This is a genomic window from Parafilimonas terrae, assembly GCF_900115755.1.
Taxonomy (GTDB): Bacteria; Bacteroidota; Bacteroidia; order Chitinophagales; family Chitinophagaceae; genus Parafilimonas; species Parafilimonas terrae.
On sequence record NZ_FOXQ01000001.1, the window covers coordinates 445,874 to 471,449 of the forward strand.

Genomic DNA, 25,576 nt, shown 5'->3' on the forward strand with positions numbered 1-25,576 from the left:
CGCTTTAATTAAGATTTACAACACCACCTTTTACATTAGTCATGGCAGAGCCTTCCACGTCAACGGTTGCACTTTGAAGTTTAAGATTTGCATCGCCCTTAACGGTTGTAGCCGGTGAACCCACTTCAACTGCAGCGCCACTTTTTACATCAACTTTTGTATCCCCGCTTACTTCTGCAGTAGCGCCTTTAACCGTTGCCGCCGTGCCTTCTGCTTTAAATGAAGCGGTGCTTTTCATTTCTGCTTTTGTGCTGCCGCTAACGGTGATTTCAGTGCCTGATATTTCAATTTTACCACCTGAATCCATCGTTATTTTTGAACTGCCGCATTCGAGCGTAATGTTTGCTGTGCAGTTAATATTTATTTTACCACCACCATCGAGCGTTACTTTATTACCCGCTGCATCAATTATATTAATGGCATCGCCATCTAAACTAACCACACTGCCCGAAAGCGCGGTAAGGCTTTTTACTTTATTGCCCTGTCCGCCACCGCCACCCGTTTTTCCATGAAACATGCTGCCCAGCACAAAAGGCCTGTCCGGATCATTATAGCGGAAACAAACCAATACCTGGTCGCCGGGCTCAGGAACAACCACAAGGCCTCGGTTTTTTGCGCCGCCTTTGCCACCGCCGGCATCGGGCGTCATTACACGCAGCCAGTCCGTCATTTCATTGCCGGCCTGCTGCCATAACATTTGCACGCGCACCCGGCCCATATTATCAGGGTCTTTATTATCTTTTACTGTTGCCACCTGCGGTTCGGCCAGTGGCACAATCACATTATCAACCGGTATTACATCTATGCCTGAAGGAATACCTTCAAAGCTGTTATAATATTTCCCGTTGCCTGAAACATGATGTTCAATAGCTGTTATTAAAAACTTGCCGCCATCTTCCTTTTTAAAATCTGCGCCGGATAAAACTGATACTTTTAAATCGGCAATAGCGCCAATGCACACTGCAGGATTATCGCTGGTAGCAGTAAGCACTTCAAGATTGGCGGCCATAGCTTTTTTCTTTTGTGTAAGAAAACCATCAAGATCTGATTTGCTTTCAATTCTTTGCTTAACAGGAAAACTAACCGGTTCGGAAAAAATCTTGTTTGATTCATTTAAAACAAAGCTGGCATATTGATCAAGGCCATCAATAGTGGAAGGCGCATCTGCCGTAATAAGCTTATCATCTTTTGACAGATAAGAATAACCACTAAAGGTTAATGGCAGAATCTGCAGTTTCATTTGCATGCTGCGCACATCAATGCCATAAATCACTTCGATATTTGGGGAGCCGGAAGGCTTGCCAAAGTATAATTTTTGCCCATCATAATAAAACCATTCGCCAAACTGTGAAGACAACCGGTTTAAAAAATGAAAAGCGCTTTCGCGGTATTGGGAAACGTAAGCAATCGGCGTTTTATATTGGGGGCTGTTGTTTACACTGCAGTTTACCTGCGATAAACTGCCGGTTAAAGCATCAACAATTTGCTGCAGTTTTTTATTATAAAAAGAATTGAAGTTCTGGCCGTTCTCCAAAAGTATGGTTGGGCTAAATCCTTTTATTACAAGATCACTGGAAAAATTATCCGCCTGCTCAATATCAATGCCGCAAACGAGGCCATGAAATTCATAGGCAATTTCATGCGTATTGGCATACAGCAATTTAATAACCGCCGATTTACCAATAAGCTTTTGCGCATTGCTTAAATTGAAGGAGCCGGTTTTTTCAAGCACATCATATTTTATCCGGATGGAAAAAGTATGATGCTCATTAAATTTTTGATTAATCGTTACAGTGCTGTAATGTTCTATTTTCTGATCTTCAATTTCTATATCAGCAATTACTTTCTCCATAAAAAATGTTACGGTGGGTTAAAATAAATGCAGGCTGCTATTTCAGGTGAAATGCTGCAGAAGCCCTGATACAAATAAGCTGATTCCTCTCATGCAAAACCATGAGAGGAATTTAAAAGATGTAATAAACAGGTTTATGCAGGCCAATCGTTTTTGTGTTCTGCATTGCCCATTTTAATAGTTTGTGCAGAAACTGCAAAGTCAATTCGCATAGGTTGTTTGCCCGTAACATCAATGCCTTCTTTAAAATAAACGAAATACCCTTTTTCCCAGGATAATTCTTTCATTTTGGCATCTTCATCGCTTTTCTTAAAAGTTATGTTACCGTCAACGGGTTTAAACTGGTTTACCAGCGATTCAACAATAGAAGTATCGTCGGTAGACTCTACTGTAAGATTAATAGTGCCTCCGTAAACGCCGGAAGAAGGCCTGCCTTTTGAATCAACGTCTCTGCGTAATTCATAATCGCATTTGAGTACATCAAACTCTTTGCTGCCGATTTTCAAGGTTGCTTTGAAAGCCATAGGTTATTTTTTAGAAGTTAATAATGGAATGAATCGGGAAATTCTTTCAAAGGGAAACCATTCCCGGTTATTATATCAGCATCTGGCTTTCCTGTTGAACATATATTTGATCCTTTAATAAAGAAAAAGCCCCGCATGTGTGCGGGGCTTTTAAAATGCTTATAATGTTATAAATAATAATACAATTAAAATAAACTCAGCCTTACACCAATTTGGCTTGTCCACCTTGAACTGTTATAAACACCATCGCTCAAATCGTACACTTTACCATCTCTGCCGGTGGGCGGTGTAAAGGTAAATGTAGGTGTGAGGTCAGTAGATGAAACATAACCTTTCATATTCAGAATAGAAGCCTGGTCGTTTGACATAAAGTATTGTTTGCCCCAGTTTCTATTTATCAGGTTAGTGAGATTAAATATATCGTAAGTAAGCTGTAATTGGTATGTTTTACCTCCAATCTTTAAGTTGAAATCCTGCTGCAGCTTCAAATCAACAATATTTACAAAAGGTAATCTTGCACCATTTCTTTCAGCATATTCACCACGATGTTTGCTGAGATACTTATCGTTTTGGATATAATCATTAAACATCTGCCATTGCTGTTCAGGTGTATAATCCCCATTTTGAACAAATGTAATCTCAGAAGCGCTTTTAGGAATATAAATAAGATCGTTTGATTCACTGTTATCATAATCACGCACCATACCGTTTGCCATTACAAAACTGTAAGGCGCTCCACTTTGCCCGTTATAAACCAATGACACAGTAGTAGCCAGGGCTTTATTGGCATAAGTAAATTTCTTTGATACATAAGCAAAAACGCGATGGCCCAAATCAAAATCGCTGCGGGAAAGTCCCATATAGTTTCTTCCATTAACAGTTTCCATATAACGCCATTGCGAACTGTTTTGCGAGCTTGTTCCTTCGTTCAATATCATGGAACGGCCATAAACATAGTTTACGTTTGCAGAAAAACCGTTTGCCCAGTTTTTATTAAGCGTGGCAGAAATGTTATAAGAATAACCTTTTTTACCATCGTTATTTGAAAGCAGGTAAATACCTGTATAAGGTGTGCTGCCATCTTCACGCACGCCGATTGATTGAGGGAAACTTCCGCTAAGCGCATATACATTCCTTTGATCTGCACCCTCAGATTTTTCTGTTGGAGGAAGTATATCCACGCGGGTATATTTTATTTCATTGATATTGGCTGTATATATTCCTTCAATAGTAGCTCTCCAGCCTTTGCCAAAAGTTTTATCTACTGCCAGTGAAGTTCTAAACACCTTATTCATTTTAAAATCTTTTGAAATAAGGTTTATTTCTCCGGAAGGCACTGATACAGTTGCGCCAAAATCTGCAGCAGTATATTGATCAAACGGATCAGGCCTGAATTCTACATTACTGCCACGGATACCTGCTATGCTTATGCCATTGTTGTTGTACACGCCGCCAGGCCATACAAGCGGCACACGGCCACTGAATGTACCGAGACCGCCTCGAATGGTGAGCCCTGATTCAGGAATTTTGTAAGTAAATCCTACGCGGGGATTGATAGCCAGTTTGGGGCTTGAAATTTGCCCGGATTTTGCGCCTTCCAAGTCATAATATTGTGATATTTTAGATAAGGCGGTATCATTAAAAAATTTATCTTCTTTAGGAGTGGTAAGAAAGCTCGTATTATCGAGACGAACTCCAAAAGTTAAAGTAAACCTGTTGTTTACTTTAAACTCATCTGAAGCAAACAATCCTAACCGCAGCGTATTGAATTCAGCAGCTGCATTTACAGCAGCGTCACCAGTTACACCTGGATCAACCAGGGAATATGACCTGTTATAGGTTGCTGCATTGCCTGCATAAAAATCATCAAGGCTGTTAAAGATGTACGACCCGTAATTCTGCCTGATGAAGATATTATAGGAATAGCTTAATTCATCATCAGTTCCGAACGATAAGGTGTGATTGCCTTTAAATATTTTATATACATCAAACAAGGCATAATTATTTTGCTTTAACAGGTTGGCCGTAGAAAACTCTTCTGTTCCTAAATAAACATTATTTGATCCATCTTTTATTTGCACACGGGGAAATGCGCCACCCAATGGCCCCCGGTCGTCTTTTACGTTTGTGAAAGTGAGCAACAGCCTGTTGCTGTTACTGTTGCTAAACCGTGAGTTCAGTTCAATTGAACCGGAATTGGTTTTATTAGGCATTACATAGCCGGCATTATAAAAATTTATTGTACTGCTGCTGCTGCGGCTAACATTATTCCTGAAGCCATCCGTATGGCGAAAACTTACACTTAGCTTATTGGCATCATTAATATTCCAGTCAACTTTTGCAACCACCCTGTTTGCCTGAACTTTTTCGGGGTTATCCAAATAGCTGCCGGGATTATAATTATAAGTTTTTTGCAAATAATTTGACAGTTCCTGAATCTGTGCACTTGTTATAGCCCCGCTGTAAGGATCTATTTGAGGTTGTGGCCTTTCGTCACGTTGCCATTCAACATTGGCAAAGTAGAATAATTTGTTTTTGATGATGGCTCCGCCCACACGGGCGCCATAGGTTTTATTGCTGAAATCTGGAAGCTTCGTTGCATCTGCTTTATCGGCGCCGGGTGTTTTGCCTGACAGGTTTTGGTTTCTGAAGAAATAATAAACAGAGGCTTCTTCATTATTCGTTCCGCTTTTGGTAATAGCATTAATACCACCACCGGTAAAATTTCCGAGAGAGGCATCATAAGGAGAAACTACTACCTGGAACTGGTCAATCGCGTCAATTGAAATGGGTGCAATGCCTGCCTGGCCGCCATTCGTACCGCTGGCGGCAAGCCCGAATGCATCATTATTTACAGCGCCATCTATATAAAATGAATTGTACCGGTTGTTCTGGCCGGCAATTGAAATGCCACCATCTGCAGTTACTTTAGCCTGCGGCACATAACGCAGATAATCGCTCATATTGCGGCCAACTGTTGGGAGATTAGCCATTTTATCACGTCCGATATTTGTTTCGTCGCCGCCTGCTGCGCCTGTTTTTTGATTGCTGTAAGCCGATACAACTACGTCGTTTAAAGTTGTATTCTGTTGCGACAGTTTAAAATCGAGGTTTAAATATTCACCCAACGACAAATAAATATCTTTTTTGTCAGACGATGTGTACCCAACATAATCAACTTTTATAGTATAGGGTCCGCCTGAACGCAGGTTAAAGAGTCCGTAATCACCTTTGTCCGATACCATCGTTTTATATATGGTTCCGGTGGGTACGTGGGTAGCCGTAACCGTGGCACCCTGAAGTTTTGCATTGTCGGTTGAGGTAACAGTACCTGTAATATTACTCGTTGTTACCTGGGCTTTTACGAAAAAAGGGAAAAGAAGTACCAAAAGAATTTGGAAAAATTTTCTCATTGCGTTTGAATTTTGCCGCAAAAGTAATTGTTGTAAAGCTGAAAAAGTTGCGTATTTTTTACATAATAATTTGATAACACAATCTAAGCTTATAATTTAATTTAAAATTAATAGCTTACGCATGTAGCATTTACCAAATGTTTACAAAAAGAACATAATTTCTTCATATTGGAATTACACTTGGGTAACATTTGGTTTCAACCTTTGGAAAACCCGATTTCATGCAAAAACGAAACCTCGAAATTGCCGTTTTAAGCGATCTTCATTTAGGCACTTACGGTTGCCGGGCACAGGAAGCCGTCAACTATCTCCGGAGTATTCAGCCAAAAATACTGATACTGAATGGTGATATAATAGACTGCTGGCAGTTTTCCAAACACTACTTCCCACCCACCCACATGCAGGTTATAAAGGAAATTTTTTCCATGTTGTCGAAGGGAACGCAGGTTGTGTATATAACCGGCAACCACGATGAGGTGCTGCGGCGGTGGAGCCCTTTAAACATGGGCAATTTTTCGCTTACCGATAAATTATTGCTTGAAATAAACGGCAAAAAAACATGGATATTTCATGGCGATGTTTTTGACGCTACTACAAAAGGGAGCGCAAAACTGCTGGCAAAGCTTGGCGGTAAAGGCTACGACCTCCTGATAATACTTAATAACTTTATAAACTGGTGGCTGGTTTTGGCCGGGCACGAAAAAATGAGCTTCAGCAAAAGGGTGAAGAACAGCGTAAAGAAAGCTGTAAAATGGATATCTAATTTTGAACAAACGGCCGCCGAACTGGCCATTGAAAAAAATTATGACTACGTTATTTGCGGCCATATTCATCAGCCCCAAAACAAAATAATTCAAAACAAAACAGGAAAAGTTACGTACCTGAACAGTGGCGATTGGATTGAAAACTTAACCGCACTTGAATTTAATAAAAACGAGTGGAAAATATATCAGTATAATGCCGGTGAATATGCCGCTCAGCATTTTCAGCCCGATGTACAAAAAATACCGGAGCTCAATGTAATCAGTAATGAAGTAACCATGTTTATTAATTCCCTTAATTTTCCGGCCAATAATAACCCCAGAAAAAAAACAGGATAATTATAAGAAGCTGCTTAAGTTATTTTTAAGATTGATCATAAATAACGGCCAGGCGCTTCCGCAAATTGCTTAATTCATATTTACCACTTAAAGGCGTCAGACCGGTAAATGATGGTAATATTCGCTTTATTAACTCAAACAGCTTCTTCGTGAAAATCTTTTACGCGGTTCAGGCCACAGGCAACGGGCACATTGCAAGAGCCATAGAATTATTGCCTTATTTACAGCAATACGGAACGGTGGATATTTTTTTAAGCGGCAATAACAGCAGCCTGCAAACCAGCTTGCCCGTGCGTTATAAAAGCAAAGGTGTAAGCCTTTATTACACGCAGGGCGGTGGTCTTGATTATGTAAGAATGATGAAAGAATTCAGTGCAAGACGTGTGTGGAAAGAAGCAAAAGACCTGCCGGTTGAAAACTATGATTGTGTGCTGATAGATTTTGAAAGCATAGCCGCTTTAAGCTGCAGGCTGAAAAAAATACCTTGCATAGGCTTTGGCCACCAGGCAAGCTTTCAATCGGCAAAAGTGCCGAAGCCTGCAACAAAAAATATGGCGGGCGAATGGATATTAAAATATTATGCGCCGTCAACTGTTTATACCGGATTGCATTTTAAACAATACGATAATTTTATTTTCAACCCGGTTATTAAAGATGTTATTTTAAAAGCTCAGCCGGATAATAAAAATCATATAACCGTATATCTTCCGCAATACAGTGATGATTTACTGATAAATTATTTCGTAAACCTGAAAGATGTGCAGTTTCATCTTTTTTCCAAAACGGCGAAATTGCTGTCAACCAAAAAAAACATAACCATACAGCCAGTGGATAATGATGCCTTCAATAAAAGCATAATAAATTGTTCCGGTGTAATTACCGGCGCTGGTTTTGAAACGCCTGCAGAAATTCTTTATCTCGGTAAAAAACTTTTGTGCATTCCCATTAAAGGCCAGTACGAACAAAAATGCAATGCTGCTGCTTTAAAAGATTTTAATGTTCCTGTTATTGAGAATATTGATAAAAACTTTGTTGAAATAATCATAAACTGGTTGCAGCAACAGCAGCCAAAACAATTGCAGCTTCAGCATTCAACGGAAAATATTGTAGCATTTGTAATGCAGCAGGCAGAAAGATTAAAGTAAGGCCTTTACAAAACCCGGCCGACGGAATTGAAGCGCCCGGCTAAGTAAACCGTTCCTTATAAGCAATTAATAAGCTTCTCGCACAGAGACATCCCTCGCCATTTATGAAGAGGGAACGATGGTGAGAGTTTATTCCACTGTTACACTCTTTGCCAGGTTTCTCGGTTTATCCACATCATAACCCTTGGCAACGCCAACATAATAGGCCAGCAACTGCAATGGAATTACGCTCAACATTGGCGCAACAATTTCATCAGCTTCCGGCACAATAATCACATCATCCGAAAGCGTTGGAGAAACCGTATCGCCTTCCGTTATAACGGAAATAACTTTTCCTTTCCGCGCTTTTATTTCCTGCATATTGCTCACAATTTTTTGATGATAGGCATCTTTCGTTGCCACAAAAACAACAGGTAAAGTTTCATCCACCAGTGCTATGGGGCCGTGTTTCATTTCCGCAGCGGGATAACCTTCGGCATGTATATAAGAAATCTCTTTCAGCTTTAATGCGCCTTCCAGCGCAACCGGAAAATTGTAACCACGGCCGAGGTATAAAAAATCATGTGCATCCTTATATTTTTGAGCAAGTGTTTTAATGTTATCATTCTGTTCAAGCACCGTTGCCACTTTATCAGGAACAGCCATTAATTCTTTGCATAAAACATGGTAGCGTTCTTCATCAATCGTTTGCTTTTGATGTGCAATCTTTAAAGCAATCATCGTTAATACCGCCAGTTGTGCTGTAAATGCTTTGGTGCTGGCCACGCCAATTTCAGGGCCGGCATGCGTATAAGCGCCTGCATGTGAAACGCGGGCAATGGATGAGCCCACAACATTCAATACACCCAAAATAATGGCGCCCTGTTCTTTAGCTTTTTCAATTGCTACTAAAGTATCGGCTGTTTCGCCACTTTGCGATATAGCAATAATAACATCGCCTTTATTTATTACAGGATTGCGGTATCGAAACTCAGATGCATATTCCACTTCAACAGGAATGCGGCAAAGTTCTTCAAAAATATATTCGGCCACCAAACCCGCATGCCAGCTTGTGCCGCAGGCAATCATTATAATGCGCGGCGCATGCATAATTTGTTCCGCATATTGTTGAATGCCGCTCATGGTTATCGTTCCTTTATCTGCATCAAGTCTTCCGCGTAAACAATCATAAATAGTTTGAGGCTGCTCAAAAATTTCTTTCAGCATAAAATGGTCATACCCGCCTTTTTCAATAGCGGCCAGTTCCACATCAAGCTTTGTTATAAATGGTGTTTGTTTTTCGTTGCCGAGATTTTTTAATATCAGTTCATCTGCACGAACAATCGCAATTTCATAATCGTTTACATACACCACTTCTTTGGTGTATTCAACAATCGGCGACGCATCGCTTGCCAAAAAATGTTCATTCTTTCCAATACCTATTACCAGCGGGCTGCCTTTTCGTGCCGCGATTATTGTATGCGGATCATCTTTATCAATTAATAAAATACAATAAGCGCCGGTAATTCTTTTTAAAGCATATCGCAACGCTTCTTCCAGTGTGCCTTCATTATTTTTTTTAATGTCTTCAATAAAATTCAGCAGCACTTCTGTATCGGTATCACTTTTAAACGTGTAACCTTTTTTAAGCAACTCATTTTTTATCTGTGCATAATTTTCAATAATGCCGTTATGTATCATAGCAAAATTGCCGCTGTTGCTTACATGCGGATGTGCATTACGGTCGCTGGGTTCGCCATGTGTGGCCCAGCGTGTATGGCCAATGCCAATATGCCCGCTTACATCTTTACCAATCAGTGTTTCTTCAAGGTCTGCAACGCGGCCTTTCTTTTTATACACTTTTAAACCGCCGTTAATTAATGCCACCCCGGCGCTGTCATAACCGCGGTATTCCAGTCGCTTCAAGCCTTTTAATACTACCGGGTATGCATCTTTAGAACCTATATAACCAACTATTCCGCACATAATAATTAAATGCTTTGCTTCGCAAATTATTTGATGAATATTTATGTAACCAGCTAATGAACTTAGATTGAGCACGGTTGCAGCTTGTCCGACGTGGCGGATCGCAACACTTGTGCTGCATGTTTTTATGGCAGCTTAGGCGTGCTGTTCATAGTTGCCTGCATATAATTAATTCAAACAAGTGCTTAGCATTATATTTGAAAAAATAATCAGCACGAAAATATGCAATCATCACCGGAAAAGTTTCCCAACATAACGTTAGAAGATGACCGTGTTATATTAAGACCGCTTGAAGAAAGTGATTATAACAATTTGTTGCCGTTTTCGTTAAATGAAAAAGGGCTTTGGTTTTATTCGCTTGTGAGGCCGGAAGGGGAAGATGGCTTGAAGAATTATATCAGCATTGCAATGACTGAAAAAGCTGCCGGAAAAGAATTTCCTTTTATCGTGTTTGATAAACAAACAAACGAATATGCAGGCAGCACAAGATTTTATGATATTAATTTTCCCTATAAAACATTGCAGCTTGGTTATACCTGGTATGGAAAAAAATTTCACGGAACGGGTTTGAATAAGCACTGTAAATCCTTGTTGCTGCAATTTGCTTTTGAGCAATTGAGCATGGAAAGGGTTGAGTTTCGCGCCGATGCAAGAAATGAACGAAGCATTGCGGCCATGAAATCTCTTGGCTGCAAGGTAGATGGCATTTTGCGCCGCAATATGCCCACAATGGAAGGCGATGTAAGGCGTGATTCAATTGTATTAAGTATTTTAAAAGATGAATGGTTTGATGGCGTAAAGGAAAATTTGAAAAAAAGACTATAATTTTTTAAATAATAACTTATGGAAAATGTAACCGGCATTGGCGGCGTATTTATAAAAGCAAAAGATCCTGAAAGCCTTGCCAAATGGTATAAAGGAAACCTGGGCATTGATTTTATGGAAGGCAATTATGCAGCCTTTCCATGGATAAATGAAAAACCGGATAACCCGGGCACCACGGTTTTCTCTTTCTTTGAAGAAAGCAGTGAATATTTTAGCCCATCGCAAAGCCAATTCATGATTAATTTTCGTGTAAAAGATTTGCAGGCCTTGTTACAATCATTAAAAGAGAAAGGCATTTAGGTTGCAGATAAAACGGAAGATTATGATTATGGAATCTTCGGCTGGACAATGGATCCCGAAGGCAATAAAATTGAATTATGGCAACCAAAAGATGAAGCATCATAACTACAATTCATGAAGATAACCAAAACAGAAATTTATAAATACAGCATTCCGATGGTGCCATTCACTATTGCAACCGGCACCATGCATTTTGCGCAAAACATTTTTATACGTATTTACACCGATGAAAATATTGTTGGAGTGGGAGAATGTTCTGCCTTTCCAATGATCGTTGGTGAAACACAAGCCACATGCTTTGAAATGGCGAAAGATTTTGCGCAGTTATGGAAAGATAAAGAGGCGCTTGATATTACTGCAAGAATGAATGAACTGCATGCATTTACTGCGGGTAATTATACCATTAAAAGCGCTTTTGATATGGCTTTATATGATATAGCCGCAAAGCATGCTAATCTTCCTTTATATAAATTTCTTGGCGGCGAAAAAAAGAAAGAACTAAAAACAGATGTTACCGTGGGCATTAATGCGCCGCAGCAAATGGCATTGCAGGCCGAAGCATTTGTGGAACAGGGCGTAGAAATTTTAAAAGTAAAACTTGGCAAAAATGCAGCGAATGATATGGAAGCCATCGGCTTGATAATAAAAACCGTTGGCCCGGATATAAAGATCCGCATTGATGCCAACCAGGGCTGGACTTATGAAGATGCTTTAAAAGTATTAACCGCATTTAAAGATTATAATATTGAGTTTTGCGAGCAACCTATGCGCCGTTATGATGACGGTAAATTGCCTGAGCTTGTACAGCTTTCACCTGTAAAAATTATGGCAGATGAAAGCGTATTCGATCATCATGATGCAGAGCGGATCATTGCCGCCAATGCCTGCGATTATGTGAATATAAAATTTGCCAAAAGCGGCGGCATACTGGAAGCTATAAAGATTAATGAAGTTTGTGAAGCCAGCAATATCCCCTGCATGATGGGCGGCATGCTCGAAAGCCGCGTTGCATTAACGGCTTTTGCACATTTCGCAACAGCTTATGATAACGTACAATTTTATGATATGGATACCTGCCTGCTCGGTCATAAAACAGATCCCGTTATTGGCGGTGTTACCTATAATAATTTTTGTGTGGAACTGCCTGATGATATTGGTATTGGCGCAGATGTGGATGAGGCGTTTTTGAAAGGGTTAGAAAGAATAATGATTGATTAATCTTTTTCCGTAAGTAATTCAATTCCTTCTGTTTTACATGCTTCTTCAAAATCTGTATCGTGGCTGGCAAGCTGCTTAATACCATGTATTTTGCATGTTGCTAAAATAATGGCATCGTTTGGAAGAAGATTATATTTGGACATGAGTTCAGGAACCTGGGACAGAACTGTACTATTTATTTCAAGCAGTTGAAATTCCTCCAACGTTCTTGTAATAAAATATGGCTGTAAAGCTTCAGCGGTTTTTTTATTTTCCTGCACTGTTTGCGGCGATCCTAAATTTTGCAACCCAATATATTTGTATAGATATTCACTAACTTCTATGGTGTTAATGCAGCATGTAAATGTGTGGTTTAAAATTAGATCTTTATAAAACTCAACTTTTCTGTTTTGTAACGGTTCTACCAACACAGAGCTGTCAACAAATATTCTACTGGTTGTAAACATCGTGTTTATCAAAGGTTGTGGTTGTATCTTTTGCTGTTCCTATAACTTTAAATAACCGTTCTACTTTTTTGCTTTGCAAATCTTCTTGTAATGCAGCAGTATCATTTTCATCAGGAGTTAAAACTATTACTTCAAGGTCTTTTCCTTCAAACTTATCAGGAACAGGTATTGTCAGTATCCCTTCTTTTGCAACACCTCTTATTCTAAGCGCTTCCATAACAAAACATTTTTACAAATTTAATTCAAATAATAAAGCCGGGAGTTTCATAATCTCCATTCAGCGGGTGAGAGTTTCCTCTACCAAATCCAGCTCTACCCTCAAATTATCAATAATAAATTCCTGGCGCTGCTGCGTGTTTTTACCCATATAGTATTCAAGCAATTGCTGAATGTGTTCACCCTGTTCCAAAATTACCGGCTGCAGGCGCATATCGGCTGCAATGAAACGTTCAAATTCTTCCGGCGATATTTCGCCCAAACCTTTAAAGCGGGTTATCTCAGGTTTGCCGCCCAGCTTTTTAATAGCGGCCTGTTTTTCGCTTTCATCATAACAATAAATCGTTTCCTTTTTATCACGCACACGGAATAAAGGCGTTTCTAAAATATGAACATGGCCACGTTTTACAAGATCTGGAAAGAACTGCAAAAAGAAGGTCATTATCAGTAAGCGAATGTGCATGCCATCCACATCCGCATCGGTGGCAATTACGATATTATTATAACGCAACCCTTCCAGCCCATCTTCAATATTCAATGCATGTTGCAGCAAATTGAATTCTTCATTTTCATACACTATCTTCTTGGTCAATCCATAACTGTTCAATGGCTTGCCGCGTAAACTGAATACAGCCTGCGTTTCCACATTGCGTGCCTTGGTTATAGAACCGCTGGCACTGTCACCTTCCGTAATAAATATGGTTGAATTATTCTGCTGTTCAATAAAAGCATCCTTATTTTTAGCAGGCGGTTCCTCATTCAAATGCACATGACAATCGCGTAATTTTTTATTATGCAGGTTGGCTTTTTTTGCACGTTCATTCGCCAGCTTTTTAATGCCGGCCAGTTCCTTTCTTTCACGTTCACTTTGCTCAATACGTTTTTTTAATGATTCAGCTATCTGCGAATTCCGGTGTAAAAAATTATCTAATTCCCTCGATAAAAAATCCTGCACAAAATTCTTCATGCTTGGCCCGCCTTCATACACGGTTTGCGAGCCCAGTTTGGTTTTTGTCTGGCTTTCAAAAACGGGTTCCTGCACACGCACAGATATAGCGGCCACAATACTCTGCCGTATATCCGCCGCTTCATAATCTTTCTTAAAAAAATCACGAATAGTTTTTACATACGCTTCCCGAAAAGCCTGCTGGTGTGTGCCACCTTGTGTTGTGTACTGGCCATTCACAAACGAAAATAAATCTTCGCCATAATCGTTGTTATGCGAAAGCGCTACTTCAATATCATCACCTTTTAAATGAATAACCGGGTAACGCAATTCATCAGGATTGGTTTTGCGTGTAAGCAAATCGAGCAAACCATTTTTACTTACATAACGCTTGCCGTTTAAATTAATAACCAGGCCGGCATTCAGATAACAATAATTCCAAAGCTGGTTATCCAAATATTCATGTATAAAATGAAAATTCTTAAACACCGTTTCATCAGGAATAAACGTTATCAGCGTACCATTATCTTCTGTGCTTTTTGCCTCTTTATGTTCTTTAATTAAAACGCCTTTTTCAAACTCTGCTGTCTTTACTTTACCCTCACGAAAACTATCTACTTTAAAATAAGTGCTCAAAGCATTCACTGCTTTTGTGCCCACACCATTCAAGCCCACACTTTTCTGAAACGCTTTACTGTCGTATTTAGCGCCGGTATTTATCTTGCTTACCACGTCAACCACTTTGCCCAGCGGAATGCCACGGCCATAGTCGCGAATGGTTACCGTTTTGCCCTGAATAGTTATGTCAACATGTTTGCCATAACCCATTGTGTGCTCATCAATACAGTTATCAATCACTTCTTTCACCAGCACATAAATACCATCGTCCGGTGATGAGCCATCACCTAATTTACCAATATACATACCCGGCCTCAAACGAATATGTTCCCGCCAGTCGAGGCTGCGAATACTCTCTTCCGTATAATCAAAATTCATCTCTGCCATAATATTTTAATGCCAATTTTCAATTGGCTCAATTTTATTGTTATGATACCAGCAGTTGATACGTTGTGGCATCACGGTTGTGTCACTCCCTTCAACTGCATAAATGCTATTGGGCAAACGCTCACACGCTGCCAAGCTTGTGCTCTGTGAAGTCTCCGGACTTCGCAGGTTGTATGCGCAAAGTCTCAAGACTTTAACAAACCAATGCGGGCAAAAATAATATTACACGCACCAAAGCAATTTAAAGTTTTCAAAAAAAACGTTGTACGCATAGTAATACACGTATGTTTATAAGTAGCATTTGCTAAAATGGTACGAAGGTTGCAAACTTGCATCAATCAAAGAATATATTATGAAGAACCTCGCACTGTTTGCTGCTTTCTTTTTATGCGTATTTGTTTGTAAAGCGCAGCATATAAAAGTATTAACCTCAAAAGACAAAATTTCATTACGCGGCTTAAGCGCTGTTGATGATAATGTAATATGGGTAAGCGGCAATAACGGGCAGGTGGCAAGAAGCACAGACGGCGGTAAAAACTTTGAATGGATAACCGTAAAAAATTATGAAACCCGTGACTTTCGTGATATAGAAGCTTTTGATGCCAACACGGCTGTAATAATTGCCGTGGACACACCGGCACTTATTTTAAAAACAAAAGATGGTGGTAAATCGTGGGCACAGGTTTTTCGTGATGACAGGCCCGGTATGTTTTTAGATGCAATGGATTTTACAGAAGATGGCAGCGGTGTTGTGATTGGCGACCCTATCAACAATAAATTATTTATTGCCATGACAACTGATTATGGTGATAAATGGTTGCCACTTAAAGAAGCAGATAATGAATACACCGCAGCGGATGGTGAAGCTTTTTTTGCATCCAGCGGAACGAATATTAAAATGATGGGCAACAAAAATCAACCCTTTATTTATTTTGTTACCGGCGGTACAGATTCGAGGTTGTTTGTAAATGGCTCGCCCGCAGGATTGAATATTATTCATGGCAAAGGCTCTGAAGGCGCTAATTCTGTTGATGTTGATCCGGCTATGAAAAAGATTGCTATTGTTGGCGGTGATTATGCAAATGATACGCTCAAAAAAAATAACATCGACGTATTTACAATAGACGGTGAAAGATTACTGCATGCGCCGGTGCAAACGCCGCCGCATGGTTACAGAAGCTGCGTAGCATTTTTAACATCGAATGTTCTCATAACCTGCGGCACAAGCGGCGTTGACGTTTCAATGGATGGCGGCTTAAACTGGAAACTTATTTCAAACGAAAGCTTTCATGTTTGTACTAAAGCCAAAAAAGGTAAAGCTGTTTTTTTAGCCGGAAAAGATGGAAGGATTGCTAAAGTGGTGAACTAGGGAAGTATCACATTGAAACTGCAATCTTCTTTCTTGCAGCCCTCTGCACCAGCCACATAATGGTAAAGCTTGGAATAAAATCGGTGCCGGGCAATATTTCTTCCACAAAATTAAAGATGGCGCCAAAGCCGCCTTTCCATCCGCCAAAGGAAATATAAAAGATAATCGCAGACACGGGCGCCCATAATGCATCACCAACTTCGCCTAACAAAGGAATGGAATACGTGGCATATCCAATTATATCCATCAAAATGCAAAAGAGTAAAGAAGGTTGTTTCATTCGTTCTTATTTATTTTTCCAGTTGTCTCATGGAACGCCTTTAATGTACATTCACTTGTGTGTAAGAAACGTTTTACCGGGCGTTTCATTTACTAAAGATGAATAAAAATTTAAAACGCTGCTGCGTAAGGGCTATTGTTTAACTAAAGGTTTTAATAAGCACTGCTATCCAAAACAGTTTTCCATTTTTCAGTTTCCGCATATTCTTTAATAAGATTATTTCTTCTAAGCAGGAAGCCGGTAAGATATTTTGTAAGCACGAATTTATCAGCCAGCTTGCCTAATAAACCAAGCGGCGATCCAAATTCAAAAACATCCTTCATTATAACAAAACCATCATCCTGTATAAAATAATGATCGTGTTTTATGTACTTAAATGCACCTTTCACCTGCTCGTCCCTGAAATGAAACGGCCTTTCATAAGCCGTAATTTTTGAAGTAAGTTTTTGTTTTATGCCAAAATGGGTCGCCTGCCAGGTAACAGTTTCGCTTAATTCTATCAGGCCGCTTGTTCTTCCTGCAATTGCCTTTTCTTTCGTTTGCGCAGTAGAAATGGTATGCAGGTTAATGCTGCGGGAAAGATCGAAGCAAATTTCGATGGGCGCATTGACACGGGTTTGTAAATTAACAACAGGCATATTTAGAAAATTGCAGCAAAGCAAATAAAACATTAATTGACACACAGAAACGATTTTATGTGTAATTCTTCGCTTTTGTTTATCTGTGCATCTGTAGCCCAAACTACGCTTAAAATTGTGCGTCTTTAAACAAATTCAAAAAAACGGGCAAGCTATAATTGTTTAATTTTGTGGGGTAAATCAATCATCTCATCGTTCATAAACACTGAATGGAAATTACCGCAAAAACAGCCGAAGAACTACGTCTTACAGCCGAAGAATTTGAACTGATAAAACAAAAACTCGGGCGCACGCCCAACTTTACCGAGCTCTGTGCGTTTAGCGCCATGTGGAGTGAACACTGCAGCTATAAAAATTCCATTAAATGGCTAAAAACCCTGCCCCGCGATGGTGGCCGCATGCTCGTTGCCGCCGGTGAAGAAAATGCCGGCCTTATGGATTTGGGCAATGGCTGGGGTGTGGTATTTAAAATAGAAAGCCATAACCATCCATCGGCAATCGAACCTTTCCAAGGCGCGGCGACTGGCGTGGGTGGTATTCAGCGGGATATTTTTACCATGGGCGCCCGGCCTATCGCATCGCTCAACAGCCTGCGTTTTGGTAATTTAAAAGAAAAAAAGAACCAGCGCCTGCTGGCAGGTATAGTGCATGGCATTGGCCATTATGGCAATTGTTTTGGCGTGCCCACCGTGGCTGGTGAAACCTATTTTGAAGATTGTTATGCTACCAACCCGCTGGTAAATGCCATGAGTGTGGGTATTTTGCAGGTTAATAAAACTGTAAGCGCCACGGCAAAAGGCAAGGGCAACCCTGTATTTTTTGTGGGAAGTGCAACAGGCAAAGATGGTATTGGAGGCGCTTCTTTTGCCTCAGCTAATATTACGGAAGAAAGTACGGAAGATTTACCCGCCGTTCAGGTGGGCGACCCTTTCCAGGAAAAGAAATTGCTCGAAGCCTGCCTTGAAGTTATTGATACCGGCGCCGTTGTGGGCATGCAGGATATGGGCGCCGCGGGTATTATTTGTTCCTGCAGTGAGATGAGCGCCAAAGGCGAAGTGGGCATGCGCATTGATTTGGATAAAGTGCCTACCCGGCAGCAAAACATGAAGGCCTGGGAATTATTATTAAGCGAAAGCCAGGAACGCATGTTGATCGTGGTAGAAAAAGGCAAGGAAGAAGCAGTATTGAAAGTGTTTGACAAATGGGATTTGCCCTGTAGCCAGATAGGCGAAGTAACCGATGATGGTTTACTAAGTTTCTACCAGAACGGCGAACTGGAAGCGCAAATTCCTGCGTATGATTTAGTACTCGGCGGTGGCGCCCCGCAATACGAGCGTGAATATAAAGAGCCCGGTTATCTTAAAGAAGTCGCTGGTTTTAACATAAATAGTATAAAAGATATTGAAAGCAATACCGAATTAAAATCTGTTGCAGAACAAATAATTCAATTGCCTAACATTGCCAACAAGCGCTGGATTTATGTGCAGTACGATAGTATGGTAGGCGCAGCTAACACCAGCACCAACGCTCCCAGCGATGCTGCAATAGTGCTGGCAAAAGGCACGGGCAAAGCTTTAGCCGTTACCGTTGATTGTAATGGCCGTTATGTAAAATCAGATCCGCATAAAGGCGCTATGATTGCCGTGGCCGAAGCAGCCCGCAACATTGTTTGCAGCGGCGGCGAACCCATCGGCGTAACCAATTGTTTAAACTTTGGCAACCCTTACATTCCCGAAGTGTATTACCAGTTTGTAAAAGCCGTGCAGGGTATGGGTGAAGCTTGTCGTAAATTCAATACGCCGGTAACGGGCGGCAATGTTAGTTTTTATAACCAGAATCCTGAAGGGCCTGTTTATCCAACACCCACAATTGGTATGGTTGGCGTGCTGGACAACCCCGAAGATAAAATGACGCTCGATTTTAAAAACGATGGCGATATGATCGTTCTCATCGGTACACAAAAAAATGATATTGGCAGCAGCGAATACGTGCATAAAATAAAAGGCATTGAACTATCGCCTGCACCATATTTTGATATTGATGAGGAATTTGCTGTACAGAAATTTATCAGTTCCATCATAAAAGAAAAAATTATTGCAAGCGCACACGATATAAGTGAAGGTGGTTTAATGGTTGCACTGCTTGAAAGTGGCTTTAACCGTAATCTCGGTTTTGACGTTGCCGGCGATGTTGAAGGTTTAAGAACCGATGCTTTCTGGCTGGGCGAAGCGCAAAGCCGTGTTGTAGTAAGCTGTTCAAAAGAAAAACTGCAGGAATTAAAACATAAAGCCGCCTCTGCAGGAATAGATATTGCGGTATTGGGCACAGTTACATCATCAGCCATAAAAATTAATGGCGAAGATTTTGGTGATATAAAAAACTGGAAGAACAGGTACGATACAGCAATTGAAAAAATATTAAGCAATTAATGGAAAAACAGCCATTGATATTAATTACCGGCGCTGCTGGTTTTATCGGCAGTTGTGTTGTTCAGTTTTTTAATGAACAAGGCCGGGAAAATATTGTACTGGCAGACAAGTTTACCGACCTTCAAAAAGAGCGGAACTGGAAAGACAAAAAATATAAATATCTCGTTGACCGGGAGCTTTTGCTGGAGTGGCTTGACGAGAACAAGCCGAACTTAGAATTCATTATTCATTTAGGCGCCAGGACGAATATAAGAGAGAAGAGTAATATAGTATTGCAGGAAATGAATGTGGAATATTCTGAAGATGTATGGAACTATGCAACGGCATATAACATTCCAATGGTATATGCATCTTCTGCCGCTACTTATGGCAACGGGGAATTAGGATTTACAGACGATGATAATACAATCAATGATCTTCAGCCGCTGAATGAATATGCCACCAGCAAACATAACTTTGATAAGTGGGCGGTTCAGCAATTAAATGCGCCGCCATATTGGGCCGGGCTTAAATTCTTTAATATCTATGGGCCGAATGAATACCATAAAGGCGAAGGTTGCAGCATTGTATTAAAAACCTTTAAACAAATAGAAGAAAGCAATACCGTTACACTATATAAAAGTAACAGCGACAGGTTTGAAGATGGTGGCCAGCTGCGTGATTTTGTTTATGTAAAAGATGTGGCGAAACTTATATGGTGGATGTATGAAACCATGATACATAAACAGTGGCAACCTGAAAAAAATGGCCTTTACAATGTTGGCACCGGTGAAGCACGAAGCTTTAAAGATGTGGCAATACTTGTATTTAAAGCATTGGGAAAAGAACCTAATATTACCTACACAGAAATGCCGGAAGATATCGCCGGCGGTTTTCGCGGAGTAAGTGAAGCGACAACCATTAAGCTAAAACATGCAGGTTATAATGAACCCTTTACTTCGCTTGAAGAAGGCATTGAAGATTATATAAAGAATTATCTTGCCAAAAAACCTGTATAGCTTTCCGGGATTGAATTAAGCATGCTGCAAAAACCGGTTTATATTTTTTACAATTGAAGGCCCTTCATAAATAAAGCCTGTCCATACCTGCACCAGTGAAGCGCCGGCATCTAATTTCACTTTGGCATCTTCACCGGTAAAAATACCGCCGCTTGCAATTACAGGAATTTTATTCTCTGAATTACTGATTAAATATCGCAGCACTTCGTTCGATTTTTCAAACACAGGCTTGCCGCTTAAGCCGCCTGCTTCCGCAGCTTTCAGCTTCGAGCTTTCAGCTTTCAGCGTGTCTCTCGAAATGGTTGTGTTGGTAGCTACAATGCCATCGAGTTTTACTTCAAAGGCAAGCGAAATAATATCATCAAGCTGTGCATGGTTCAGGTCGGGTGCAATTTTAAGCAGCAGCGGCTTTTGTTTTGAATGCGTATGATTAATCGTTTGCAGATGAGCCAATATCTTTCTTAGCGAATCTTTCTCCTGCAATTCGCGCAGGCCCGGCGTATTGGGCGAGCTCACATTCACCACAAAATAATCAACACAGTCAAACAATTCACGGAAACAAATATCATAGTCTTTCCATGCATCTTCGTTGGGCGTTACTTTGTTCTTGCCAATGTTACCACCAATAACCAGTTGGCCGTTGACCGTTGGCCGTTGACTGGTTTTCCAGTCTTCAAGGCGTTTACGTATTACACCAACACCATCGTTGTTAAAGCCCATGCGGTTAATGAGCGCTTTATCTTCGGGCAATCGAAATAATCGCGGTTTATCGTTGCCGCTTTGCGGTTTGGGTGTAACTGTTCCTATCTCAACAAAACCAAAACCAAGTGTTTCCAGCTCGGTTAAATACGAAGCATTTTTGTCGAAACCGGCGCCTAAGCCAACAGGGTTTTTAAAGCTCAGCCCAAATATGTTTTTTTGTAAAGAAGGATAGTTCCTTTGAAAGCTACGCTCAAGTATTTTTTTGGCGAATGAAATATTACAAGCTGTTTTTAAGCTATTCATTGCGAAATAATGAACCGCTTCAGGATCAAAATTAAACAGCAGCTTGCGCACAGCAGAATAAAACATATTGCGAAGATAAGAACGTGAATCGTCAAACGTGAAAAGGCTAAAAGATTGACTTCTTTTCAACCGATCAACCTATCAACCTATCAACTTCTCAACCTATCAACTATTCAACTTAGGCAGCTTCGTTACATACTTATTATCTTTTATTAAAAACCGGTAAGGCAGCAAAGCATCCTCAGCCGCATAATCAACGCCAATGCGGGTGGTTGTAATAATATTTTTATTTGATACGGTATAGCTGTCTTCAGCAATAAAAAAATGGTTGCTTCTTAAATCAATACCCGTATGATGCGTGTAAATGCCCAGCGCTTTTGAAACATTGCCGGGGCCGCTGGTTAAAGTATAATCCGGCTTTGTTTTCCTGGTGCGGTAAAGCATAGTTTCAATACCAATAAGCGGTTCTGCCGCACGAACCAGCACTGCGTTAGGCACATCTTTTAAATTAGTAACCACATTAAACAAATGATGAATGCCATAACATAAATACACATACGCAGCGCCGCCGCTGGCATACATAATTTCGGTGCGTTTGGTGCGGCGGTTGTTATAAGCATGAGAAGCTTTATCAACAATGCCGTTATAAGCTTCTGTTTCGGTAATGCGTGCCGCCGTAAGCCGGTTATCAAAATAAGTAACGATTATCTTGCCCAATAATTCCTTTGAAATTTTTACAACATCTTTGCGCGTATAAAAATTCTCATTTAACATTTTTAATGATGCTAAAAATTGTTGCTCGCTCGTTGTTAGTTCAGCCTTAATCATCAGTTTGAATTACATTTAATGATTTAAAATTAATGCCTGTTGCTTAAAGAGATCATTATAGCCATACAGAGTTACTACAAAGCGCACCATTTTATACGCGAACACAAATTGTGGAAATGGATAATTATTCCGGGCATTTTTTATTGTATCCTCTTTTGTATCTCGCTTTATTTTTTCGGATCAACAGCCAACAATTTCATTGAATGGCTGAGTTTAAAAACCGGCATAAAAGCATGGCTTGCTGAAAACGGTTCGGGCCTGCTTGGTTTTCTTTTTGCATTCGGAGGCATAATGCTCTGGCTTATACAAATGCTTTTTTATTTTTCATTATTTAAATATATATGGCTGATTCTTGGCTCACCTGTATTTGCTTATTTAAGTGAAAAAACCGCATCTATAATAGAAGAAAAAGAATTTGAATTTGATGGAAAGCAATTCATTAAAGATATTTTCAGGGGCATAAGCATTGCCTTACGCAATTGTTTATGGCAATCCGTTTACATGGTTTCAATATTGATATTATCGTTGATACCGATTGCCGGATGGCTTACGCCATTACTTGCTTTGCTGGTTGAATGTTATTATTATGGCTTCTCCATGCTCGATTATAGCTTTGAAAGAAAAAAAATAACCGCGGCAGACAGTATATATTTTATCGGCAATCATAAAGGCCTTGCTATTGGCAATGGGTTAATGTTTTATTTAATACAGGTTGTACCGATAATAGGCTGGGTGCTTGCACCAACATACGCCGTGGTTGCTGCAACGCTAAGCCTGCATGAAGCAAAAGATATTATTCCCTCAAATACCGAAGCCTGATGCCAGCAGCAATCGTTTATCTCATCCCCATTGTTTTGCATGAAGATGAAATCGCATTGCAAACAATTCCTTCCTATATAATTAATGCCGTTAAACAATGCAATGTTTTATACGCGGAGAATGAACGCACTGCAAGAAGATTTTTAAAAAAAATATGGAAAGAGATTGATATTAATGCTTACACCTGGCATACAATTCATAAGGCTGAAACGGAAGTGCAACAAAGCTTTAAGAACGATATAGCACAACATAAAACAATTGGTATAATGAGTGAAGCCGGCTGTCCCGGCATTGCCGATCCGGGGCAAATGCTTGTTCAGATTGCCCAGCAAATGCAGGCAAAAGTGATACCGCTGATTGGCCCTAATTCTATCATTCTCGCATTAATGGCCAGCGGCATGAATGGCCAAAGTTTCCAGTTTGTTGGTTATTTGCCGGTGGATGCGCACGAACGCAAAAAGAAGGTTATTGAACTGGAAAATGAATCCATTAAAAAAAGCTGTACACAAATTTTTATTGAAACGCCTTATCGAAATAATCAATTGGTAAATGATATTCTCACAACTGCAAAACCTGAAACGCAATTATGTATTGCTGTGGATATAACAGCTTCAACAGAATCTATTCAAACCAAAAAAATAAAAGACTGGAAGAAAGAAAAAATTGAACTGCATAAAAGGCCGGCGATCTTTTTGCTGTATGCAGGTACGTAGTTACTGAATATTTTTAAGCAAGAGAAATGGTGGTTGTTGCTTAAAATCAATTTTTGATTTTGTAATAGTGGGGCCGACAGAGCAATTGCCTAAAATAAGATCACTCCTGCCATCCTTATCAATATCCGCTGCCTCCATCGTTAACCATCTTCCGTTTTCTGTTTCCGGCAAACTATAGGGCTCAAAATTATTGCCGCCAATATGCTTCAAATAAACAAATCCTTCCCCCGGTTCATTGGTATAGTCAGCAAAAAAAGCAATGGTTGCAATGTCCAGGTCACCATCATTATCAAAGTCTTTTGCAATTGCTTTATAACAACCATCTATATGAAAAAAGTAAGACTGCTTAAAATGATTGGATTTGTCATTTAAAAAAATATATACACCATGATAAGGCTTTAATTCGGGAGAATAATCAGCGTTATCGCCGCAGGTATATAATATATCAGGATAGCCATCTTTATTAAAGTCATCCAGTTCAAAATAACTTGAACCATAACTTGGCGGAAAGCGTAATATTTCTTCTTCATCAAAGGTGGTATCACCTTTATTGGTAAAAAGAAAAATACCTTCTTCACCCTGTGCAAACAGCGCCATTATATCTGGTTTTCCATCGTTATTAAAATCGCCGGTCACAGATTTTATAGCGCCTGGTAAATCTTTTATAACATGCCGCGTATAGCTATTGTTGCTATTATGCTGCAGCCATGACAATGCGCCTTTTAAATATCCAAATTCACATACAACAAAATCCTGCAGGCCATCATTATTTAAATCCGCAGTACTGATATTTACAGGCCGCATCAATTTTTTGTACATAACAGAATCCTTCATGCGCTTATTATTGCTTAATATGCTTTGAATACTGCCTGCTTCCAGGTTATTTGGAGGAAACATACCAATATTACAGGCGATTTTTTGCCTGCCTGCTTGCAATAACTGAACAATACCGCCGCCGGTTTGCAGCGAATCAATCATCTCTAAAGATGTATTGTATTTGTATAAAGCTCCATTTAAAATATCTGAAGTATATATTGATTTTTCAGTTGTATCAACTGTAACGAGGCATGTGGTTGCATTCGCTGTATGCAAAGCAGGCGCTTTAGCTTTAAACAGGGCATCAGAAGTTTTAATAGGGATTTTTCTTTTTTGCAATGCGATTGTATCTGGCGAAAGTGCGGTATAATAATCTATTATATGCTGCCAGTCAATATTTGAAAGCAACGGTGATGGCGGATAGTAATGCCTGCCGATATTGGGATCATTAATGTTACTGGGATAACGTTTATACCGGTGCTCGAAAATACCAAGCCGCGGGCCCATTGCAGGCAGTACACCATTTTCCCAAACGCCTGCTGTAAGCAAAGAAGGGTCTGGCAGGCTATGGCAGGATTGACAAAATGTTTCAGCCAGTATTTTACCTTTTTTTATACTGCTATCCGGTGTGGACGCATGCGTTTTATTTTTTACAAATGCCGGTTGGCTGCAGCTAATAAAAAACAGGTAACCGATAAACACTAAAACTGATGTACGCTTCATATA

The 25,576-nt window shown here is 40.0% G+C and carries 22 protein-coding genes; 10 read left to right on the plus strand and 12 right to left on the minus strand.

What is annotated here, in order from left to right:
• Nucleotides 1-4 precede the first annotated feature (4 nt).
• The 3 genes from BM015_RS01885 to BM015_RS01895 all read right to left on the minus strand — a co-directional run bounded on the left by BM015_RS01885 (nt 5) and on the right by BM015_RS01895 (nt 5,789).
• Nucleotides 5-1,852: a type VI secretion system Vgr family protein gene (locus BM015_RS01885; protein WP_090653936.1), complete on the minus strand. Its 1,848-nt coding sequence runs from the start codon at nt 1,850-1,852 to the stop codon at nt 5-7.
• 134 nt (nt 1,853-1,986) lie between these two features.
• On the minus strand, nt 1,987-2,376 hold the full coding sequence (gene tssD, locus BM015_RS01890; RefSeq protein ID WP_090653938.1) for a type VI secretion system tube protein TssD: 390 nt from the start codon (nt 2,374-2,376) through the stop codon (nt 1,987-1,989).
• Nucleotides 2,377-2,561: 185 nt separating this feature from the next.
• Complete coding sequence (locus tag BM015_RS01895) at nt 2,562-5,789, minus strand: TonB-dependent receptor (RefSeq protein ID WP_090653940.1); 3,228 nt, start codon at nt 5,787-5,789, stop codon at nt 2,562-2,564.
• A gap of 221 nt (nt 5,790-6,010) precedes the next feature.
• On the opposite strand from BM015_RS01895, the gene BM015_RS01900 reads away from it, so the two are divergent.
• Entirely contained in the window at nt 6,011-6,889 is an 879-nt protein-coding gene (locus BM015_RS01900) for a UDP-2,3-diacylglucosamine diphosphatase (protein ID WP_090653942.1), read from the plus strand.
• Between the two features lie 149 nt (nt 6,890-7,038).
• Nucleotides 7,039-8,034, plus strand: a complete 996-nt coding sequence (locus tag BM015_RS01905) for a glycosyltransferase family protein (protein WP_090655159.1) — start codon at nt 7,039-7,041, stop codon at nt 8,032-8,034.
• Between the two features lie 129 nt (nt 8,035-8,163).
• On the opposite strand, the gene glmS is transcribed toward BM015_RS01905, so the two are convergent.
• On the minus strand, nt 8,164-9,999 hold the full coding sequence (gene glmS, locus BM015_RS01910; RefSeq protein ID WP_090653944.1) for a glutamine--fructose-6-phosphate transaminase (isomerizing): 1,836 nt from the start codon (nt 9,997-9,999) through the stop codon (nt 8,164-8,166).
• A gap of 222 nt (nt 10,000-10,221) precedes the next feature.
• Between glmS and BM015_RS01915 the strand changes: the two genes are divergently transcribed.
• From BM015_RS01915 to BM015_RS01925, 3 genes are all read left to right on the plus strand, one after another.
• Complete coding sequence (locus BM015_RS01915; protein ID WP_090653945.1) at nt 10,222-10,824, plus strand: GNAT family N-acetyltransferase; 603 nt, start codon at nt 10,222-10,224, stop codon at nt 10,822-10,824.
• An 18-nt stretch (nt 10,825-10,842) separates the two neighbouring features.
• Nucleotides 10,843-11,124, plus strand: coding sequence for a VOC family protein (locus BM015_RS01920; RefSeq protein ID WP_218148413.1), 282 nt, complete (start codon nt 10,843-10,845; stop codon nt 11,122-11,124).
• A 114-nt stretch (nt 11,125-11,238) separates the two neighbouring features.
• Complete coding sequence (locus BM015_RS01925; RefSeq protein WP_090653947.1) at nt 11,239-12,342, plus strand: mandelate racemase/muconate lactonizing enzyme family protein; 1,104 nt, start codon at nt 11,239-11,241, stop codon at nt 12,340-12,342.
• Here the strand turns inward: BM015_RS01925 and BM015_RS01930 are convergent.
• The 3 genes from BM015_RS01930 to BM015_RS01940 are packed head-to-tail and all read right to left on the minus strand — an operon-like array spanning nt 12,339 to nt 14,955.
• The gene (locus BM015_RS01930; RefSeq protein ID WP_090653949.1) at nt 12,339-12,788 is read right to left on the minus strand and encodes a type II toxin-antitoxin system VapC family toxin; all 450 of its coding nucleotides are present in this window, start codon (nt 12,786-12,788) and stop codon (nt 12,339-12,341) included. The genes BM015_RS01925 and BM015_RS01930 overlap by 4 nt on opposite strands.
• Nucleotides 12,772-13,005: a hypothetical protein gene (locus BM015_RS01935; RefSeq protein ID WP_090653951.1), complete on the minus strand. Its 234-nt coding sequence runs from the start codon at nt 13,003-13,005 to the stop codon at nt 12,772-12,774. Before BM015_RS01935 ends, BM015_RS01930 begins: the two co-directional genes overlap by 17 nt.
• 60 nt (nt 13,006-13,065) lie before the next feature.
• A complete protein-coding gene (locus BM015_RS01940) occupies nt 13,066-14,955 on the minus strand; it encodes a DNA topoisomerase IV subunit B (protein ID WP_090653952.1) in 1,890 nt (629 codons plus the stop codon).
• 352 nt (nt 14,956-15,307) lie between these two features.
• Between BM015_RS01940 and BM015_RS01945 the strand changes: the two genes are divergently transcribed.
• Complete coding sequence (locus BM015_RS01945; RefSeq protein ID WP_090653954.1) at nt 15,308-16,324, plus strand: WD40/YVTN/BNR-like repeat-containing protein; 1,017 nt, start codon at nt 15,308-15,310, stop codon at nt 16,322-16,324.
• Nucleotides 16,325-16,331: 7 nt separating this feature from the next.
• On the opposite strand, the gene BM015_RS01950 is transcribed toward BM015_RS01945, so the two are convergent.
• Both BM015_RS01950 and BM015_RS01955 read right to left on the minus strand, forming a co-directional pair.
• Nucleotides 16,332-16,604, minus strand: coding sequence for a hypothetical protein (locus BM015_RS01950; protein WP_090653956.1), 273 nt, complete (start codon nt 16,602-16,604; stop codon nt 16,332-16,334).
• A gap of 152 nt (nt 16,605-16,756) precedes the next feature.
• Complete coding sequence (locus tag BM015_RS01955) at nt 16,757-17,242, minus strand: SRPBCC family protein (protein WP_090653958.1); 486 nt, start codon at nt 17,240-17,242, stop codon at nt 16,757-16,759.
• Between the two features lie 209 nt (nt 17,243-17,451).
• On the opposite strand from BM015_RS01955, the gene purL reads away from it, so the two are divergent.
• Together purL and rfaD are read left to right on the plus strand one after the other, a co-directional pair.
• Nucleotides 17,452-19,671: a phosphoribosylformylglycinamidine synthase subunit PurL gene (gene purL / locus BM015_RS01960; RefSeq protein WP_090653960.1), complete on the plus strand. Its 2,220-nt coding sequence runs from the start codon at nt 17,452-17,454 to the stop codon at nt 19,669-19,671.
• Nucleotides 19,671-20,669 (plus strand): ADP-glyceromanno-heptose 6-epimerase, encoded by a 999-nt coding sequence (gene rfaD, locus BM015_RS01965; RefSeq protein ID WP_090653962.1) that lies wholly within the window; start codon nt 19,671-19,673, stop codon nt 20,667-20,669. The genes purL and rfaD overlap by 1 nt, the downstream gene beginning before the upstream one ends.
• Before the next feature lie 15 nt (nt 20,670-20,684).
• On the opposite strand, the gene BM015_RS01970 is transcribed toward rfaD, so the two are convergent.
• Entirely contained in the window at nt 20,685-21,740 is a 1,056-nt protein-coding gene (locus BM015_RS01970; RefSeq protein WP_090653964.1) for a quinone-dependent dihydroorotate dehydrogenase, read from the minus strand.
• Nucleotides 21,741-21,839: 99 nt separating this feature from the next.
• Nucleotides 21,840-22,502, minus strand: coding sequence for a DNA-3-methyladenine glycosylase (locus BM015_RS01975; protein WP_245751168.1), 663 nt, complete (start codon nt 22,500-22,502; stop codon nt 21,840-21,842).
• A gap of 39 nt (nt 22,503-22,541) precedes the next feature.
• Here BM015_RS01975 and BM015_RS01980 point away from each other — a divergent pair, with 39 nt between their 5' ends.
• Nucleotides 22,542-23,321 carry an EI24 domain-containing protein gene (locus tag BM015_RS01980; RefSeq protein ID WP_090653966.1) on the plus strand — a complete coding sequence of 260 codons (780 nt, stop codon included), beginning with the start codon at nt 22,542-22,544 and terminating at the stop codon, nt 23,319-23,321.
• Entirely contained in the window at nt 23,321-24,034 is a 714-nt protein-coding gene (locus BM015_RS01985) for an SAM-dependent methyltransferase (protein WP_090653968.1), read from the plus strand. The genes BM015_RS01980 and BM015_RS01985 overlap by 1 nt, the downstream gene beginning before the upstream one ends.
• On the opposite strand, the gene BM015_RS01990 is transcribed toward BM015_RS01985, so the two are convergent.
• A complete protein-coding gene (locus BM015_RS01990) occupies nt 24,035-25,573 on the minus strand; it encodes an FG-GAP repeat domain-containing protein (RefSeq protein ID WP_090653970.1) in 1,539 nt (512 codons plus the stop codon).
• Nucleotides 25,574-25,576 lie beyond the last annotated feature (3 nt).